The organism is Veillonella sp. HPA0037 (assembly GCF_000411535.1).
Classification (GTDB): domain Bacteria; phylum Bacillota; class Negativicutes; order Veillonellales; family Veillonellaceae; genus Veillonella; species Veillonella atypica.
On sequence record NZ_KE150483.1, the window covers coordinates 1,985,215 to 2,005,221 of the forward strand.

Below are 20,007 nucleotides of genomic sequence, written 5' to 3' on the forward strand. Positions count from 1 at the left end.
TGTGGAGGTATACGTATGAATAAGAAGGCCTTTTCATTAGCCATAATATTATCGATGGCTACAACAGGTGCATTCGCAAGTGACGTTGTTTCTACATCTGTCAATAATGGTGACAAACTCACAAAACTTCAAAAAGAAGCTATTCAATTAACTCAACAACAATTAGCTCAAAAAGCTTCTCAAGATGCACAACAATATGAAGTCGCATTGAACCTAAATGAAGATAGCACAGTTTCTCTTGCACTGGCTAATAACCGCACGGCGAAACAATCCTTGTGGGATTATCAAGCTGCAAAAGCCACAGTAAGTGCTACAGCAGCAGGAAAAAATCCTAATGTATCCTATACATGGCAAGGCGCTCGTAATCGCGGTGCCAATACTATGACGGGGAGAACTGTTACTAGTAAGACTGGTCAACATAGCTTCACTATTAAGGCCCCTGTATTTAACCCTGAGTTAGATGCTAATATTGATAAGTCTCGCTTTGCTCGAGAAGGTAGTGGTGCTGCTTATGAAGAAGCTTTACAACAAGCTAAATATGATGCTATCAATGGATACTACACATTGATTATGTATCGTAACAAGGTAGACGTAGCAAACCAAGCTGTTAAGGATTACCAAGGTCATGTGGATAATGTAAAGGCTCAATATAATGTAGGTCTTGTAGCTAATTCTGATGTATTGGCTGCGGATACTAATTTGGCTGACTCTCAAACAAACCTTGTAAAAGCGCAAAATGCAGCGAATTTAGCGGAAGCAAACTTGAATTTGGTGATTGCATATCCAACACAAACGTCTATTACAACAGCAGAACATGATTTGCAATACAAACCATATGCTGTTACATTAGAACAAGCAAAAGCGTATGCTATGCTTCATCGTTCTGCTCTTGTACAATCTGCGATGGCTGTAAAACAAGCTGAAGAGGGTTTAAAAGCTGAGAAAGCTGGTTATTTACCAACAGTAGGTGTCGAAGCTGGCCGTGGCTATGCTGATCCAGATGGCTACTTTGGTACAAGCAGTAAATCTTGGCATATTGGCGCATCCGCTACATGGAGTTTGTGGGATGGGGGCCAAACACAAAATAAAATTAAGGTTGCTCAAGATACATTAGAAAAGGCTAAGGAAGCTAATTTAGCAGCTGTTGATAAGGTAAATCTTGCTGTGCAACAAGCATACCTTAACTTGCGTTCTGCAGAACAAACAATTCAAAGTACGCAAACGGCAGTAAATCAAGGTCAAGAAAACTTCCGTATTGCAACACTTCGTTACCGCGCTGGCGTGGGTACAAACCTTGATGTACTCGATGCAGAAACTAAATTGACTGAATCTCGCAATAATTATGTAGATGCTTTATATAATTACAATGTAAGTATTTCTGCTCTTGAACAAGCAACAGGTATCCCTTTGGATACTCCTGTAGGTCAAGGGGCAAGTATTATTGCTAATAGTGGTGCTGTAGAACAATTAGCAGCATTAGCGACAGCTACACCTGCAAAAAAATAATCATAGAGATAATATACACTCTATTTACAATGACGATTGCTTCGGCGGTCGTCATTTTTTTATCGTTGAATGAACTGTATTACATTTTGATTTCATAAAATTTATACATCATATACTATTGAAATATCATAGAGTATGGTAATATTGATGTATAAATAAGCGTAATTTTTTTAGGTGTGGGGTTTCCTATGACAAGGAAAAAATGGTGCCTAATTGGTGCAGCAGTTTTAGGATTGGGTGTAGCTGGAATAGCTACTTCCATCAATCCAATTGCAGAGCGATATGTGGCGCCCATGGTACAGGAACAACTACATAATACAGTTAGAGGTACAATTCAGTATGATTCTATGCACATTGCTTGGAATGGCGATGTAGTACTGCAAAATGTATCATTGCGCGATGAGAATAACCATTTGGTGGCAGCTGTTCCAACTATGAATGTATCGATGAAATATACATCTGTTCCATCGATTTTGATGGGGAATTCAAGTGGTGCAGCCATCGTTTCTACCATTACTTTAGAAAAACCGGACATTCATGTGTGGCAATTAGCTGATGGATCTTGGAATGTAAATTCTTTATTAGAACCATCGCCTAAAAGTGATAAGAAATCATTTGATGGCAATATCGTCGTTCATGATGCTACAGGTGCTGTTCGATTTAAAGATGGTAATGTACATAGGCTATCCAATCTAGATGGAAATATAGCCTTAAATGTTGATGGTATGACAAAAGGGGCATTAAATGGACTTTTAGATGACCATTCGATCGCTGTTAATGGCTCTATCGACATGAATAAAGTGGATGATTTTGATTTGTTTGTTCGAGCCGAGTCTGTTGATATATCAGGCATTATGAATATGGTTCCATCCAATAAAAATTTCTCTATAACATCTGGTATATTACATGATGTAAAAGCGCAGATTACGGGGCGTGATGGCAAGTATTCTATGTCTGGTAATTTAGCCTTTGATGGCGTTGGTGGTACCTATAAAAACGGGTCTACTACATACCAAATTGGACATGGCAATGGTAAGATTTTCTTCCAAAATAATACTGTTTTAATCACTCATAGTGGCTGGTATGTAAACGATCAAGCCGTTAAGGTAAATGGGTTGGTAACATTAGGGGATGAGGTTGGTTTAAACTTAAATGTGGTTGCTGATTCCGTAGCTTTAGAGGCTTTCACCAAAAATCAAATTACTGGTAACGTAGGTGCCCGTGTTCATATCGGCGGTACTAGTGTTAATCCGTATGTATCTGGTTCTATAAAGAGTGATGCCATCTCGTATGATAACTATCAGATCGATAGTGGAGAGGCTAATTTTAGTTACTTTAATGGTACCGTGGATATTCACGATGCTTCATTATACATTGGTAATGGTAGCGTAAAAGCCAAAGGACAATACGGCATTGATAGTGGTGAATTTTCCATTGATGGCACGATTCATAATGCAGAAATAGCTCCATTTACACAAAATTTATCTACACCGGCGTCAGGTATTGTAAATGGAGAATTTTCTGTAAAAGGAAAAAATAGTGATATTACCTCCATAGAAGGTAATATAGTGGGAACGAGTCTATCCGTGCGTGGTATATCTATTGATTCTGCTCGCGTTAGCTTTAATAATGTAGGCGCCTTGACAAATATAGCCGTTACGGGGGCGATAGGAAATGGCCAACTTAGTGGATATGGAACGATTGATAATAATCTATTGAATCTATCCTTGTCGGCGGATTCATTAGATGCATCTAATTTTTCAAGTCTTGTTGGTAATAGTATATCTGGCAATATTACAGGTCATGCGTCTATTACAGGAAATTTAGATAATCCATCTGTGACAGGTAGTGTTACAAGTCCTGAGATTGTCTATAGTGGGGCTCATTTTAATTCCATTAATGCAGGCTTTACTATTAAAAATCATATATTAGAATTAACAAATACATCTATAGGTGATGGAGATGGCGCCATTACTATAGGGGGTACATTTGATTTAAATTCTAATGCACTTAATATGCGGGCACGTGCCAAAGCTGTCCGAATAGAGAACTTAATTAGGCCGTTTTCTGATGCTCCGCTTACTGGGTGGTTTGAATCTGAAAATGAGATTCGTGGTACTTTAGATAATCCATATGTTCAGGGCCATGTTCATTTATATGACGGTTCTTATAATGGCAAATTGATTAGTGATGCAAAGGCAGATTATACATTAGAAAATAAGACTCTTACATTACCTAAGTTTACTATTCAAGGATATGGTGCTGTTATTCAAGGTTCTGGTACTATGTCAGAAGATGCCCTAAATATCGATTTAGAAGGTAAAGATATAGATATTGGTAGATTATTAGTTAATACTGATTATGATGTAAAAGGATATGTACAGGCTAAGGGGCATATTGGTGGCTCCTTATATAATCCTAATTTTAATGGCTCAGTAACATCTAATTTTCTAACCATCAATGGCGAAGGTATCACCAATATTTCTGGTACATTATATGCAGATACAACTGTCGTTAATTTAGAAAAATTTGAATTCGATGAAGAACAAGGTGGCCATTATATGGCTCGTGCCGGCATGTCTACTGTGGGCGATAAGCGACTATTTGGTACATTACAGGTGAAAGATGGTCGTGTAAGCAATCTATTATCTTTACTGGGAAAACCGGTGGATAAACTAGACGGTTCTTTGAGTGGTACAGTTGATTTAGGTGGTACCTATGGTAATCCAAGCCTTAATGTGGTGGGTTCAATTAAGGATGTAACTATTGATTCTAAGGTAGTAGGCGATGCAAAGATAGATGCAAGTCTAGAAAATCGTAAATTTAAAATTCGCACATTAAAAATACCTGTTGATGATGGACTTATTGCTGCTGGTGGTACTGTTGATTTAGATGGTGATGCAGATTTACAAATTGCAGTTCGCGATGTTGATATAGAACCATTCTTACCGCTTATTGGTGATAATATTAATGCAACTGGTTCCATTACCGGTGTTATCAATATGACAGGGGTTACAAAAAATCCTAAGGTTGAATTGTCTGCAAGCCTTGCTAATGGTTCTTATAATGGTATCGATATTGATCAAGGGTTCGTATTGGCCACTATGGAAAATCATGTTATCAATGTTCAACGCATTCAAGGGGTTAAAGGGGACTATAAGCTTAGTGCATATGGTAAGATTCCGCTAGCTGCGTTGTATACGACTGGATATCTCGATGCGAATGACTCTAAAGCGATGGATATGACTATTGACTTTAATGAGGCTGATATGGCTGTTATCCCTTTGATTACTCCTATGGTAAAAGACGCAACTGGGGCGTTAAAAGGTGTTGTTCATGTAACAGGAACTATTGATCAACCAGAAGCGTATGGTACAGTATCTGTTCGCAATGGTACCATGAAGATAAAGACCATAGGTAATGAGCTTAAGGATATCGATGGGGATTTAATTTTCTCAGGTCAACAAGTCGATTTCCAATCTCGCATATCTGCTGGTAAAGGGACCGCTGGTTTAGCGGCAAAGGTTAATTGGACTGGTCATGAGATGACTAACTATCGGATGGCTGTTCAATTGGATGGGTTTGATTTAGCTAATGAATATATATCTGGTCCATTAAAAGGTGAACTCTATATAGCTGAAAAAGAGGGAATCCCTACATTGATGGGCGATTTAAATCTAGAGAACATGAAGTTCAAAATTCCACTTTCCCTAGAAACTAGTGAAAGTACGCGCAATCTTGGTATTGATGTTAATGTACATGCTGGTAAAAATGTACGTCTTTACGATCGGTCCTTATATAATATGCAAATTAGAGGGGATGTCCATTTTGGTGGATCTGTATTTGAGCCTACTTCTAGTGGGCAATTTAATGTGACCAATGGTACTTTTAAATATTTAAGTCACACATTTGATATTACAAAGGGCACTGCGACTTTTGCATCTGGGTCGTACTTACCTATGCTTCAACTTGATGCGGAAACTAATGTAGGTACTTATAATATTTATCTTGGTGTAAAAGGTACTGTGGATCATATGGATTTAACGCTTAAATCAGAACCTTCATTGTCGCGCCAACAAATCATTTCCATGTTGACCTTTGGTCGCGGTGAGCCGTCGAATAGTAGTACAATTACCAATGAAGATGCAAATGCATTAGCCGTAGCTAGTGCACAAATGTTTGCTTTTGGCTATGTACAAGATGCAGTGCAAAATGCATTGGGCCTAGATCGTGTTAATATTACGACCGGCTCTATCGATCCGAATGAACCTACTGGTAGGGAAACATCGGGGAATTATAATATCGAAATTGGCAAATATGTCTTGCCGAGAACGATGATTACCTATACACAAGGTATCAATAATAAACAAAATAAATACGGTATTGAATATTCGTTACGGCGAAGTGTTAAGTTTAATGCTTGGCATACATCAAAAGGTAGTACCTATATTGGTGGACGTTGGACACGAGAATTCTAACAATGATGACTATAATGAAGAAACTGAATAAGGGCCTTCATTATAGTCATTTTAATTTCATAAAATTGAATTATAGTAGTACTAATTCCCAGTATTATATGATATAATAATAAAGATTTAATACTCTTTAAAGAGGGATAATTTTAGGAGGATTTTATGTTAACAAGCAAAGCCTATAAACGTATGCTCGCAGCATCTGTGTTGACTGCCGTTATGGGTACAGGCAGTGTTTTTGCTGCAGAAGTACAAACAGGCTATACACCAGATATGAATGCAACTGCTACAGCAGACACTGCGACTACTGATGATACAACGACTAAAGCAGCTGTATACAATGCAGGTACAGAAAAGGGCGCTAATACACAAGATAATACTGATGCGGCTATTTTAGCTGCTCGTGGTGACACAACATTATCCACTGATGGCACTGTCGTTCAAGGTTCCGATGGTACAGTTACCGTTAATAACGGAGCTTTAAAAACAGACGATAAACAAGTCAAAATGGTTTCTAAAACTACAGCAGGCACAGACTTGGATAAGGTTGCAGAAAATGGTCAAGCTCAAGCTGTAACATCTGTTGAAGCACAATATGTTACCGGTGTGAGTGCTGATTCTGTTAACCCATATGTAGGTAAAACAATTACAGGTTTATCTATCTCTGGCGTTTCTGCGGATCAAGCAGCGCAATTAATGACATTGCTATCTGAAAAAGTAGGCGATGCTGTTTCCGTTGATGGTGTATTTAAAGATGTACAAAATTTGGGCAATAGTGGTTATTTCTCAGAAGTAAACCCAGTCTTTACATCTGTTCCAGAAGGCGTAAAAATTGACTTTGCTGTAGTAACTAACCCTGTAGTACATGGTGTTGTATTTGAAGGCAACTCAGTGTATACATCTGATGTATTATCTAAATATATGGCAATTCCTGAAGGCCAAATCATGAACTCCGTATATGTAGGACAAAAGGTACAAGGTATCAATGCGGCATATGCTCGTGATGGTTATATGTTAGCTCATGTAGATGGTATTGCTGTAGATGACAATGGCATGCTTCATATCCATATCGTAGAAGGTATTGTAGAAGACATTGTACCAGCTGGTAATAAGAAAACTCGTAATAAAGTTATCACTCGTGAGTTTGTACAAAAAACTGGTAAACCATTCAACAAGTTCTTAGTTCGTCGTTCCGTAGAACGCGTATACAATTTAGGCTTCTTTGATGATGTAAATGTACGTATGTTACCAGGTGAAAAAGATCCTAATAACGTAATCATCGAAATCGATGTATTGGAACATAAAACAGGTACTATTACATTAGGTGCAGGTTATTCTAAATCCGATGGCTTGATGGGTATCGTTGAATTTGGTGAAGATAACCTTCGCGGTACAGGTGATAAATTTAAAGTTCACTGGGAAATCGGTGGTAAGAAGAAATATAAAAACTACCAAATTTCTTACTTGAAACCTTGGATTGACCACAGAGGTACTTCTCTTGGATTCTCCTTCTTCAACCGTGAAGATGAATACACTGACTATGATAGCGATGGTAGCGAAGTAGCAGAATACAACAAAAAATCCAAAGGCTTTAATATCTCCTTTGGTCGTCAAACAGGCGAATATACACGCGACTACTTAACACTTGAATCTCGATCCGATAAATACAAATGGGATTCTGATGATAGTTCCGGATTCCGCTATGACAAAGGTGCTGGTCAATCTCCTGCAGGAACATCTGGTAATGGTTGGGATAATAAAACATATGATTTTGCCGGCATGGATTATGTAGGTAAAAACTTTGGTCGCATCAATTCCATTACATGGCAAAAGGTATACGATTCCCGTGATAACATTTATGAACCAACTCGTGGTCGTCGTATTTCCTACACTGCACAATGGGCTGGTCATGGCTTAGGCGGTGATTTTGATTTCTATAAATTCACAGCTGAAATGCGTGCATACAAAAAAGTAGGTTCCAAAAATGTATTGGCCTTCCGTGCACGCGGTGGTTTCATCCAAGGTGATGCACCATATAGCCAATTGTTCACATTAGGTGGCGCAGATACATTACGTGGTTACGAAGATGATCAATTCCGCGGTAAAAATATGTATAATGCGACATTGGAATTCCGTTTCCCTATCGTGAAAAAGGTAAGTGGCGTATTATTTACAGATATCGGTGATGCTTGGGATGCTCCTAATGTTCCTTGGTATAAAAATACTAAGAGCTTTAACTATGGCGTTGGTGCCGGTGTTCGAATCACTACACCAATCGGTCCTGTTAAACTCGACTATGGTATTGGCAAGGATAAGAAGAAATTCCACTTCAGCTTCGGTACACAATTCTAATATTGACACATATTATGGTGAAAGCACCTTCTATAGAGGGGGCTTTCACCAATATCTCTATTATGGCACTCATAGTGCGTAGATTAACAGAAATGAGGAATGTTCATTATGATGAGAATGATGAATAACAAGAAGAATGTGAAAATATTCTCCATTGTTATTGCCGCAATTTTTATTATCGGTATTGGTGCGTTAGCCTATACTCAAATGGCTACACCTGGTACTAGTGCTGCTAGTAATGTAGGTGTAATTGATATGAGCCGTTTGGATAATCCTGAAAACCCTGTATATGTAAAAGCTGCTAAGGAATTTACTGATTATCGTAGTCAAGTAGCAGCAGATATGCAAGCAAAGGTAGATGCTGCTCAAGATGATGCTACTAAAGCTAAAATTAAGCAAGAAGCACAAGCTAATGTAGAAAAGAAAATGGAAGAAATGAATAAACAGATGGCTGACCAAACAATGGAAGCAGCTAAAGCTGTTGGTAATGCGAAGGGTTTATCTGTAGTTCTTCCTAAAGATGCAGTTCTTTATGGTGGTGTAGATATTACTGATCAAGTACTAAAAAAACTAGCATCTGATGCAAAATAATAATGATACAAAGGTAATCAGATAAGGGTGAGCAGTATGAAGCTAAATAAACGGTATATAGGATTATTTCTGTTTTTAGCAGCTGCACTGATTGCGATGTATGGAGCCTATGGATTTATTACTAATCGGCAATCTTCAGAAGGGCCATCTATTGGGGTCGTACAAATTGATGATGTACTAGAGTTTAATCCGTCTTATGAAGATTATAAGAATGCAAAAGCAGAGTTGGAACAGCTTAAAGCTCAATATGCCATAGAACAGGAGGCGTTGAATACCAAGTCTGATCTGCAGAATGAACAACTTAAATCCTTGTCTCTAGACCCGACATTGTCGGATGCGTTAAATATTGAATTACAAACGCGAATCGCTACAAAACAAAATCAACTTAATGCACAGCTAGATGCTAAACGGGCTGAACTGGTACAAAAATACATGAAAGAGCTCAAAGTTGCTAACAAGGGATATGACTTGGAGATTGTAAATCTACAATTACAACTATATGCTTTTGATAGCCGTGTTTATATCGATGATGCGCAGAAAGAAGCGGCTCAGGCACAAAAAGCTGAATTGGAAAACCGACTTCAAAGCTTGCTGGCTAAACGTAAACCATCCAATTTTGATATGGATGCTATACGGGCTAAAGTAGATGCAGAATTAAAACCTATCCGTGATGCAGGGGAACAAGAACTTAAACAATATGCCGAATCTGTACAAGCTGAACTAGCAAAGAAACGCGATACAATGATGCAAAATCAAGCTAAAGCGATTGTATCGACGAATAATTTGCCAGTTCCTCAAGAGTGGAACGATAGTTGGGCAAAGAAATTATCGGATAAAGAAGCAGAGGTAAATGCACTTCATGAGGCCATTTTAGAGGACGTGCGGATGCGCGTTGCTATTATTGCTCAAGAACGTCATTTAGACCTTGTTTTGATTGATCATGGTGGAAATATCAAAGGGCTAGATATAACAGATGCTGTGAAAGCGTCATATCGAGTTCAGTAAGGAGTATACGATGAATAAGAAAATGAAATCTTTAATTTTAGGTGCAACAATGATTATGGCATTACCAATTATTGGTGGCTGTGGTAGCAATACTATTGGTTATGTAGATTCCCAAAAAGTTGTGACACAAACTGCGAAATCTATTGAGATTAACAAAGAAATTAATGCAAAAGGTAAAGAACTTCAAGCCAAAATCGATGCTGCTGATGAAGCATCTAAAGCGCAAGTTACGACTGATGCAAAACAAGATTTTAATGCTTTCACAACTGCAAAAAATCAAGAGTTGAAACAATATATCGATCAACAAGTTAATGAATTAGCTAAAGAGAAAAAGCTAGATGTAGTATTGCTTAAAGGTGCTGTTGTTGGTGGCGGCGTAGATGTAACTGATGACTTAATCAATAAAATGGGCAAAGCATCTGATGAAGATATTAAAGCTGCAGAAAATGAAGCGAACCAACAAGAAGCTCAACCAGCGCAACAAGGTGATGCTCAACAAGGTGAAGCCCAACAAGCGCAACCTGCTGAAGCTGCGCAATAGTTTAGTTAACACTTGGGGGGGACTTAATAGTGGAAAAGACCGTACTGGAGCTTGCTCAACTTATTGGTGGTAAGGTGGTTGGTAATGAATCGCTAGTAATCACAGAAACACGTGGCTTTGAACAAGCGGCACCTCAATCGATTACATTTGCTATTGGTGAATATGTGGAACACATTGGCTTATGTAAAGCTGGTGCTGTAATCTTAGAGCAAGAAGTGCCCGATGCGCCAATTACACAAATCATTGTAGATAATGCAAAGGCTGCCTTTGCACAAGTATTACAATTATTTCATCCACCTGTTGTAATACCACGTGAAATCCATCCTACTGCAATCATAGGTGAGAATGTTAAGCTAGGCGATAATGTTGCTATTGGTGCATATTGTGTAATTAATGATAATGCAGTGATTGGTGATAATGTTACAATTCGCTCATATGTTTATATTGGTCATAATACTCGTGTTGGTAATGATTGCGATATATATGCTGGTGCCATTGTTCATGAAAACTGTATCTTAGGAAATCGTGTTGTATTACGCGCCAAAGCAGTAATTGGTGGCGAAGGTTTTGGTTTTGCTACTGAAAATGGCGTACATACGCATATTCCTCAAGTCGGCAATGTCATTTTAGAGGATGATGTAGAGATTGGATCATGCACAACCATCGATAATGCAACTATGGGTTCTACATTAGTTCGAAAGGGTACAAAAATTGATAACCTAGTTCACTTGGGACATAATGTTGAAATTGGTGAAAACTGCTTCCTCATTGCACAAGTTGGCATTGCAGGTAGTACGAAATGTGGAAATAATGTAATTTTTGCAGGACAAACCGGTTGTACAGGGCATATTACTATAGGTGACAATGCAAAATTTGCTGGCAAAACAGGTATTACTGGTAATGTGCCAGCAGATGCCGTTATGGCTGGTTACCCAATGCGTCCTCATAAGGAATGGTTAAAACTATCCGCTTATGAACATCGCTTACCAGAAATGGTAAAAACTGTAAAACAATTGCAGAAGGAAATCGATGCTTTAAAAGCGCAGCTTAAGGAGAGCTAATACGTTTATGTATAGGTTTATGAAGTTGTTTAGTGCCTTTATTTGTATGTTGCCTCATAGTTGGCAGTATGCATTAGGTACATTGCTTGGTGAAATTGCTTGGCTTGCTGTGCCTCCTAAACGGAAGCGGTTGGCAATCGGGCAGATTTTGTTTTGTAAAATCACTGATGATCCTGTTGAAGCAAAACGAATTGCTAAGGCGAGTACGACTCGATTTGGTCGTATGATTATCGATGTATTGAGATACCCTGAAATTAAAGACGGCGGCTATAAAGATATGGTCAACTTTACCAATAAGGATATTTTGGATGAAGTCTTAGCTGATGGCAAGGGGGCTATTCTGGCTGCCCTTCATAGCGGTAACTGGGAATTGCTTGGAGGTGTACTGGCTTCTGAAGGGTACCCTCTAATTTCTGTTGCGTTAAAACAAAACGGTGATGCAGATAAATTTATCAATGAATATCGTGCGCTTATGCATCAACATGTGATGTATAAAACGAGTGTGCGCGATATGGTGAAAGCTTTAAAAGGGGGGGCCTTCTTAGGGTTGATCATGGATCAGGACCCTGGAGAGAATGGCGTATTGGTACCATTCTTTGGCTATGAAACGCTAACGGCAGATGGTCCTGCCGTATTAGGACGTATGCAAGATGTACCTATTATCTTTGTAACCATGCACTATAGTCCGTACACAGGAAAGCATGAAATTGAAGTACATCCACCATTATATGTAGAAAAAACAGATGATAAAAAACGTGATATAGCGATTACTACAATTAAACTCAATGAATTTATTGAAGATTATATTCGTCGTTATCCAGAAGATTGGTTCTGGCTACATAATCGTTGGAAATGGACTCGTCGTTACTATGGTGACAAGATTGATACGCCACCAGATGTGTTTCATTAAAAAAATATAAAAAGTATAATCGGCGTTGCAGATGTCTTTGAATAAAGCTTTGCAATGCCGATTTTTTACATCTAGTCAGTTGATAAATAGTCCTATATTCTTGTAACAGCTATGCAAATAGGGTATAATACAGTATGGTGTATAGTAGACATGGAATTAGATTATGAAAGGACATTCTTATGAGTAAGCCCCAACAAACAATTAAACAGGCTATTTCATATAAGGGAATTGGCCTTCATAGCGGGGAACCTGTAACCATGGTTTTTAAGCCAGCACCTGAAAATACAGGAATTGTGTTTGTGCGCTCAGATATAGAAGGAAAACCCTCCGTTCGAGCACATATTGATAATGTGACGAACACTATGCGCGCTACTACTTTGGAACATGGTGAAGCAAAGGTTTTCACTGTTGAACACGTAATGGCTGCGTTCAGTGCTATGAATATTGATAACTGCTTTGTTGAAATGGACTCTCCTGAGCCACCAGTTGGCGATGGAAGTAGTGCCGTATTTGTTGACTTAATCCTTCAGGCGGGAATTGAAGAACAACAAGCTGAACGACATGTGTATAAGGTGAGACGTAGTCACTCCATTTATGATGGCGATAGATTTATTCTTATCGTACCTTATGATGGATATCGCGTTACATTTACATCGATTAATCCACATCCGTTGCTTGGTACGCAACAATGTGATTTTGATGTAACACCTGAGTATTTTAAAGAACATATTGCCCAAGCTAGAACCATTGGATTTGTAAAAGAATTAGAACAATTGCAAGCCATGGGATTGGCAAAGGGGGGCAGTACAGATAATGCTCTTGTATACGATGATACAACCTGTTTATCTGTTCCACGATTTGAAGACGAATTAGTTCGTCACAAAGCCCTTGATGTGATTGGTGATTTATATTTATTGGGACCTATTGAGGGACATGTAATTGCGTTAAAATCGAGCCATGAACTCAATTCTCGTTTGGCTCATAGTATAATAGAAGAAATAAGGGAGACACAGCAATGATTCTTAACCACGAAGACATTTTAGAAATTTTACCACATCGTTACCCAATGCTATTGGTAGATCGTATTATTGAATTGGAACCAATGAAGCGTGCTGTGGGCATTAAAAATGCTACATTCAATGAATTGTTCTTCCAAGGTCATTTCCCTGGAAATCCAGTTATGCCAGGTGTGTTATTAACAGAAGCTATTGCTCAAGTTGGCGGCATTGCTTTATTATATCCTGAAGAAAATCGTGGATTAACACCTATGTTTACAGGCATTGATAAAGTACGTTTCCGTCATCCAGTAAAACCTGGTGATGTTGTACGCATGGAAGTAGACATTGTAAAAATTAAGGGCCGTATGGGCAAGGTTGAAGGTCGCGCTTATGTGGGCGATAAACTTTGTGCTAGCGGTGAATACATGTTTGCCCTTGTATAATAGACTTAAGGAGTGATTGTAGTGATAGTTGTAGGCATGGAAAATGCGGAATCCAACATTCATAACACGGCCATAGTGCATCCGAATGCTAAACTGGGCAAAGATGTTGTCATTGGACCTGGTGCTGTCATCGGGGAAAATGTAGAAATAGGGGATGGCACTCAGATTGGTGCCAATGTAGTTATTGGTGGTTGGACAACCATTGGTAAACGTTGTGAAATCTATCCAGGTGCATCCATTGGTTTGGAACCGCAAGATTTAAAATTTAAAGGCGAGAAAAGTTATTGTTACGTAGGTGATGAAACGGTTATCCGTGAATTCGTTACCATTAGCCGCGCTACTGGAGAAGGCGAAGAAACACGTGTTGGCAATAACTGCTTATTGCAAGCGTGTACGCATGTGGCTCATAACTGCATTGTGGGGAATAATGTTATTATGAGTAACTGCGCAGGCTTAGCTGGTCATGCTATCGTTGAAGATCGCGTGGTTATAGGTGGCCTCGCTGGTGTTCATCAATTTGTAAAAATTGGCCGTAATGCTATGGTTGGCGGTATGGCTAAGGTGGTACAAGATATTCCGCCTTATGTTATTGCCGATGGTCAACCAGCTCGTGTTATCGGATTGAACTCTGTTGGTCTATCTCGTGCAGGTATTTCGGAAGAGGTACGCCGTAGCTTGAAGCAAGCGTTCCGCATCATTTATCGTTCAGGCTTTAGCTTGTCTAGAGCGATTGAAGAGATGGAAATGCAACTTGATTCTTCCGTTGAAATTGAAAACTTATTACGCTTTTTACGCAATGCTGATCGTGGCATTATGCGTACCCGTCGTGATTAATATGAAACTCTACATTATGTTTATATAATGTAGAGTTTTTTTGTGGTTATTTTATACTCTTTTTAGACGCATCCTTTTTGAGCAAGAATGTAGGAAAATACAGTGCGTTTATAGCTAGAAAAGCGTTGAAATTATAGTAAAATGGCGTGATTTATAGTACAATATAGTGTATATGAGTATGTCTTAAAATTATACTCAAAACAAATGATTTGACGAAAAATTGTGGACCATATAAGGCTTCACATAGGAGGTATAGTCGTGGCAAAGGTAGGTTTAATTGCAGGTATTGGCGTTTTACCTGTTGAGTTCATGCGGGCTGCTCATATGTTGGGGCATCAAGTTGTAGTCATCGGAGTTGTGCCTGATACAGATCCCATATTAGAGAAAGAAGCGGATTCTTTTTACAACATTAGTGTGGCTAAGTTAGGCAAAATATTTAAAACCTTGAAAAAAGAGGGCGTTACTGAGCTTACTATGCTCGGGAAGGTAACAAAGGAAATTTTATATAAAGGCTTATCCTTCCCTGATTTAAAAACTTTGGGTGTTCTTAAACGATTGAAAAATCGTAAAGATGATACTATTATGCTCGCTATTGTTGATGAAATCGAACGAGAAGGTTTTTCTGTTCTAGATCAAACTGTGTATTTGAAACCGTTCATGCCTAAGGTTGGGGTGTTGACCAAACGACAACCGACAGAAGAACAATGGCAGGATATTTGTTTCGGCTTTGAATTGGCTAAACAGATGGGCAAGCTTGATATTGGTCAAACTGTAGTAGTAAAGCATAAAGCAGCAATGGCTATTGAGGCTATTGAAGGAACGGATAAATGCATATTGCGCGGTGGTGAACTCGGTAGAGGTGAGGCCGTAGTCGTTAAGACTGAAAAACCAAATCAAGATGTTCGCTTTGATGTGCCTGCTGTAGGTATTAAGACATTAATGTCCATGATTGATAGTGGTTGTAATGTTTTGGCTGTAGAGGCTGAAAAGACGATATTTGTACAACAAGAAGATGTACTAGAAATGGCTAATCGCCATAGTATTATTATTTGTGCTGTAGATCAAGCATTTGTAGATGCTAGAAAGGAACTATGATGAAAATTATGTTTTCTGCTGGCGAAGCGTCTGGAGACACACATGGCGCTAGCGTGGCCAAAGCGCTTTCACAAATAGATTCCAATATAGAAATGTTCGGTATGGGTGGCACCTTGATGGAACAAGCTGGCGTTCGTATCGTATATGATATCAAAAATCTCGGCGTTATTGGCATCGTAGAAATCATAAAATCATTGCCAAAGTTCTTTAAATTACGCACCTATTTAAAACGGGTTATGTTGAAAGAAAAACCGGACGTACTCGTATGTATCGATTATCCGGGATTCAACATGAAATTGGCTGAAGTAGCTCACCAGTTAGGAATCCCTGTATTGTACTATATAGCGCCTACTATTTGGGCTTGGCATAGTAGCCGTGGCAAGACGATTAAGAAATTTGTTACAAAGGTGGCCTCTATTTTTCCGTTTGAAGCAGAAGCATATCGCAAGTTCAATTGTGACGTAGAATTTGTGGGGCACCCATTAGTAGATATCGTGCATCCATCCATGACTAAGGAGGAGGCGATGGACTACTTTGGGGCTAGGCCAGAAGCAAAACGCGTTCTATTGATGCCGGGCAGTCGAAAACAAGAGGTGTTATCCCTCTTGGATGTAATGCTTGAAAGTGGGGAACGTTTGTTACAGTCTCACGAAGATGTGCAGTTCTTTTTACCGCGTGCTCATACGATTGAGCGCAGTGAATTAGAAGCTTTCATCAATGAACGAAATGTCCCTGTAACGATTACGGAAGACTACACCTATGATTTGATGCAAATCTGTGATGTATGTTTAGCTGCATCGGGCACTGCTACACTAGAAACAGCGATGATGGAGTTGCCAACTGTATTATTATATAAGGTATCGCCTATTACATATGGCATCGGTAAGATGGTCGTAAATCTTACGCATGTAGGGTTGCCTAATATTGTAGCCGGCAAGGAAGTCATTCCTGAATTATTGCAAGATGATGTTTCTGTAGATGCTATAGTGAATACCGTCTTACCTCTACTAGATGATTTGCAAGTTAATCAACATATGCGCTCCGAATTGCGCAACGTCAAAGAAAAACTAGGTGAGTCAGGTGCTGTTAATCGCGTGGCTCAATTGATTTATGACCTAGGTAAGGAGAAAACTAATGAATAGTTACTCACGTTTATTGTATTTTGTGAGACCCTATTATAAACGAATGATATTTGCTGTATTTTGCATGATTGTAGCAGCTGCAGCATATCTCGTAGTACCATGGCTAATCAAAAACGTCGTTGACCAAGTATTACAAGATAAAAATATGTTTATGCTCAATCTCATCGTTGGGGCCATCATTTTGATATTTTTAATTCGTGGCTTTGCCACATATGGGCAAACTTACAATATGTCCTATATCGGTCAACGGGTTATCATCGATGTACGGGAAGCAATTTTTAAGCATTTACAACGCTTGTCCTTATCCTATTTTGATCGCCGTAAAACTGGCGTCATCATGAGTAATCTCACAAATGACGTATCTGCTCTTCAATCAGCAGTAGTAGATAATCTAATATCTCTCATTACAGAGTCCGTTACCTTGATTGGTTCTTTAGTTTCCATGTTGCTCATCGATTGGAAGTTAACACTGGTTACATTTATTACGGTACCAATGGTGCTGATTATCATAAATGTATTTGGTAAAAAGTTGCGTTTAGCTGGCCATGATGTACAAGGTCGTATCGCTGATATTACAGCTCTTTTACAAGAGGTGATTTCCGCTATTCGCGTCGTAAAATCTTTTGCCCGCGAAGGTTTTGAAGTTAAGCGCTTTGAAGTAGAAAATCAAAATAACTTTAATGCCGTTATTAAAGCCACTAAATTGACTAGCTTATTAAGTCCTATGGTTGAGTTCTCTGCAGCGATTGCAGTGGCTGTTATCCTGTGGTATGGTGGTTATTCCGTAGTTACAGGAACGATTACAGCTGGTTCCTTAATAGCATTTTTGATTTATGCTATTAACCTATCAAATCCTGTTAAGCGTTTGAGCCAAGTCTATGGTAATATCCAAAAAGCGTTGGCTGCAGCTGACCGTGTGTTTGATATTTTAGATACAAAAGCTGATGTAGTGGAAAAAGAAAACGCTATAGAATTGCCTGATATTAAAGGCGATGTAGATTTTAATCACGTTAGTTTCTCCTACGATGGTGAAAAAATGGCATTATGTGATTTTAACTTGTCTGTTAAGGCTGGTGAAAGCGTAGCCTTAGTAGGACCGTCTGGTGCAGGAAAAACGACATTAGCCAATCTATTGCCTCGTTTCTACGATGTGACGAGTGGATCTATAACAATTGATGGTACAGATATTAAAGACGTAACCTTTAAATCGTTACGTAATCAAATTGGGTTAGTACCACAAGAAACAGTTTTATTTAATGCATCCATTAAAGAGAATATTTTATATGGTCGCTTAGATGCGAGTGATGAAGAAATTTACGAAGCAGCTAAGGCGGCGAATGTATTAGAGTTTGTGGATAAGATGCCTGATGGCCTCGATACTATTGTAGGTGAACGAGGTAGTTCGTTATCAGGTGGTCAACGTCAACGCGTTGCAATTGCACGTGCTATCTTGAAGAATCCTAAGATTTTAATTCTCGATGAAGCTACGTCTGCTCTTGATACAGAAAGTGAAAAACTTGTACAAGAAGCGTTAGACCGCTTGATGGAAGGTCGTACAGCCTTTGTTATTGCCCATCGTTTGAGCACTGTACAAAATGCACATCAAATTGTTGTATTAAATCAAGGTAAGTTGGTAGAGAAGGGAACTCACCAAGAACTATTAGCCTTGGAAAATGGTTTATATAATCATCTTTATTCCGTTCAGTTCTCTAATAAAGGATAAACATGTACTGGATATATAATGTATTGCTCATATTTTACTGGATTGGCCTAATTCCGGTTATCCTATATCGTCTTGCTTTTGAAGATGGTTTTTATGAGCGTATAAAACAAAGTGCAGGATATATGCCTGCTACACTATTAAAAAAAATAGAAGGACGTCGTGCGATATGGATTCATGCTGCATCAGTTGGGGAGATTGTTGCAACGAGTCCTCTTGTAAAAGAAATTAAACGAGAGTTTCCAGAAGCGGTAGTCGTTGTATCTGTCGTTACGGCCACAGGTCATGCGATGGCACATCGAATTATACCGGAAGCTGAAGGCATAATTTTCTTCCCCTTAGATTTACCGTACTTAACACGTAAAATTTTGCATATCATTAAACCGATTGCTATTTTATTAGTAGAAACAGAAATTTGGCCAAATTTCTTGCGTATCGCAGAGTCTGAAAAGATTCCAGTTATGATGGTGAATGGTCGTATTTCCGATCGCAGTATGAAACGCTATCGCTATATTAGTGCTTTCACGCGGGAAATGTTGAGCTCTATCGAACGATTCTGTATGCAATCAAATTTTGATGCAGAATATATTGCACAGCTTGGTGCGAACCCTGATGAAATCACTGTTACTGGCAATATGAAGTATGATCAAACCTATGCAACAGTATCCGAAGAAGAAAAGCAAGCCTTGTTAGACGAATTTGGATTTGGTCATAATCATCCTATTATCGTGGCAGGCAGTACACACAAGGGTGAAGATGAAGCCGTATTTGAATCTTTTAAACAGGTTTTAGTAGAGTATCCTAATGCAAGATTACTTATTGCGCCTCGTGAGATTTATAGAGGCCATGATGTACAGACCTTAGCAAAACGTTATGGTTTGGAAGCCATTTGTCGTAGTGATATGACCGAACCGGTGCATAAGGAAATTCCTGTAGTAGTACTTGATACGATAGGGGAACTTGGCCGTTTATATAGCTTAGGTGATATCATCTTCGTAGGCGGTTCTCTTGTTAAAACAGGTGGACACAATATTCTAGAACCAGCTGCTCATGGAAAACCTATTATTGTGGGCCCGCATATGTTTAATTTTAAGGAAATTTTTAATCTCTTACATTCTAGACATGCATGTGAGCAAGTTAAAAATCAAAAAGATTTAACTACTATGATTTTACATCTCTGTAAACACCCTGAATTAGCGAAAGAAATGGGGCAGAATTGCTTAGATATTATCAGTGAAAATCGTGGTGCAACGCGTCGCAATACGCAAGAATTACGTCAACTATTTGAATCACATCATATTATTCCTTAAGAAATATTGGTGTAATCGATACGGAAG

At 38.8% G+C, this 20,007-nt stretch carries 15 protein-coding genes; all 15 read left to right on the plus strand.

Annotated features, from left to right (window positions below; translation table 11 throughout):
• The first annotated feature begins 15 nt into the window (after positions 1 to 15).
• Positions 16 to 1,506: a TolC family protein gene (locus HMPREF1477_RS09055; RefSeq protein WP_016476597.1), complete on the plus strand. Its 1,491-nt coding sequence runs from the start codon at positions 16 to 18 to the stop codon at positions 1,504 to 1,506.
• 188 nt (positions 1,507 to 1,694) lie between these two features.
• Entirely contained in the window at positions 1,695 to 5,984 is a 4,290-nt protein-coding gene (locus tag HMPREF1477_RS09060) for a translocation/assembly module TamB domain-containing protein (RefSeq protein ID WP_016476598.1), read from the plus strand.
• A gap of 156 nt (positions 5,985 to 6,140) precedes the next feature.
• Positions 6,141 to 8,330, plus strand: coding sequence for an outer membrane protein assembly factor (locus HMPREF1477_RS09065; protein WP_016476599.1), 2,190 nt, complete (start codon positions 6,141 to 6,143; stop codon positions 8,328 to 8,330).
• Between the two features lie 108 nt (positions 8,331 to 8,438).
• Positions 8,439 to 8,921 (plus strand): OmpH family outer membrane protein, encoded by a 483-nt coding sequence (locus HMPREF1477_RS09070; RefSeq protein WP_016476600.1) that lies wholly within the window; start codon positions 8,439 to 8,441, stop codon positions 8,919 to 8,921.
• 36 nt (positions 8,922 to 8,957) lie between these two features.
• A complete protein-coding gene (locus tag HMPREF1477_RS09075) occupies positions 8,958 to 9,926 on the plus strand; it encodes a hypothetical protein (protein WP_016476601.1) in 969 nt (322 codons plus the stop codon).
• Positions 9,927 to 9,936: 10 nt separating this feature from the next.
• A complete protein-coding gene (locus tag HMPREF1477_RS09080) occupies positions 9,937 to 10,467 on the plus strand; it encodes a hypothetical protein (protein WP_016476602.1) in 531 nt (176 codons plus the stop codon).
• A gap of 29 nt (positions 10,468 to 10,496) precedes the next feature.
• Positions 10,497 to 11,528 carry a UDP-3-O-(3-hydroxymyristoyl)glucosamine N-acyltransferase gene (gene lpxD / locus HMPREF1477_RS09085; RefSeq protein WP_016476603.1) on the plus strand — a complete coding sequence of 344 codons (1,032 nt, stop codon included), beginning with the start codon at positions 10,497 to 10,499 and terminating at the stop codon, positions 11,526 to 11,528.
• 7 nt (positions 11,529 to 11,535) lie between these two features.
• On the plus strand, positions 11,536 to 12,438 hold the full coding sequence (locus HMPREF1477_RS09090) for a lysophospholipid acyltransferase family protein (protein ID WP_016476604.1): 903 nt from the start codon (positions 11,536 to 11,538) through the stop codon (positions 12,436 to 12,438).
• A 179-nt stretch (positions 12,439 to 12,617) separates the two neighbouring features.
• Positions 12,618 to 13,457, plus strand: coding sequence for a UDP-3-O-acyl-N-acetylglucosamine deacetylase (gene lpxC / locus HMPREF1477_RS09095; protein WP_016476605.1), 840 nt, complete (start codon positions 12,618 to 12,620; stop codon positions 13,455 to 13,457).
• A complete protein-coding gene (fabZ, locus tag HMPREF1477_RS09100; RefSeq protein WP_005376579.1) occupies positions 13,454 to 13,879 on the plus strand; it encodes a 3-hydroxyacyl-ACP dehydratase FabZ in 426 nt (141 codons plus the stop codon). Before lpxC ends, fabZ begins: the two co-directional genes overlap by 4 nt.
• 21 nt (positions 13,880 to 13,900) lie before the next feature.
• Positions 13,901 to 14,713: an acyl-ACP--UDP-N-acetylglucosamine O-acyltransferase gene (gene lpxA, locus HMPREF1477_RS09105; protein ID WP_005376607.1), complete on the plus strand. Its 813-nt coding sequence runs from the start codon at positions 13,901 to 13,903 to the stop codon at positions 14,711 to 14,713.
• 258 nt (positions 14,714 to 14,971) lie between these two features.
• Entirely contained in the window at positions 14,972 to 15,808 is an 837-nt protein-coding gene (locus tag HMPREF1477_RS09110) for an LpxI family protein (protein ID WP_016476606.1), read from the plus strand.
• A complete protein-coding gene (gene lpxB, locus HMPREF1477_RS09115) occupies positions 15,808 to 16,950 on the plus strand; it encodes a lipid-A-disaccharide synthase (RefSeq protein WP_016476607.1) in 1,143 nt (380 codons plus the stop codon). Before HMPREF1477_RS09110 ends, lpxB begins: the two co-directional genes overlap by 1 nt.
• Positions 16,943 to 18,673 (plus strand): lipid A export permease/ATP-binding protein MsbA, encoded by a 1,731-nt coding sequence (gene msbA / locus HMPREF1477_RS09120; RefSeq protein ID WP_005376614.1) that lies wholly within the window; start codon positions 16,943 to 16,945, stop codon positions 18,671 to 18,673. Before lpxB ends, msbA begins: the two co-directional genes overlap by 8 nt.
• 2 nt (positions 18,674 to 18,675) lie before the next feature.
• The gene (locus tag HMPREF1477_RS09125) at positions 18,676 to 19,980 is read left to right on the plus strand and encodes a 3-deoxy-D-manno-octulosonic acid transferase (RefSeq protein ID WP_016476608.1); all 1,305 of its coding nucleotides are present in this window, start codon (positions 18,676 to 18,678) and stop codon (positions 19,978 to 19,980) included.
• Positions 19,981 to 20,007: the final 27 nt, after the last annotated feature.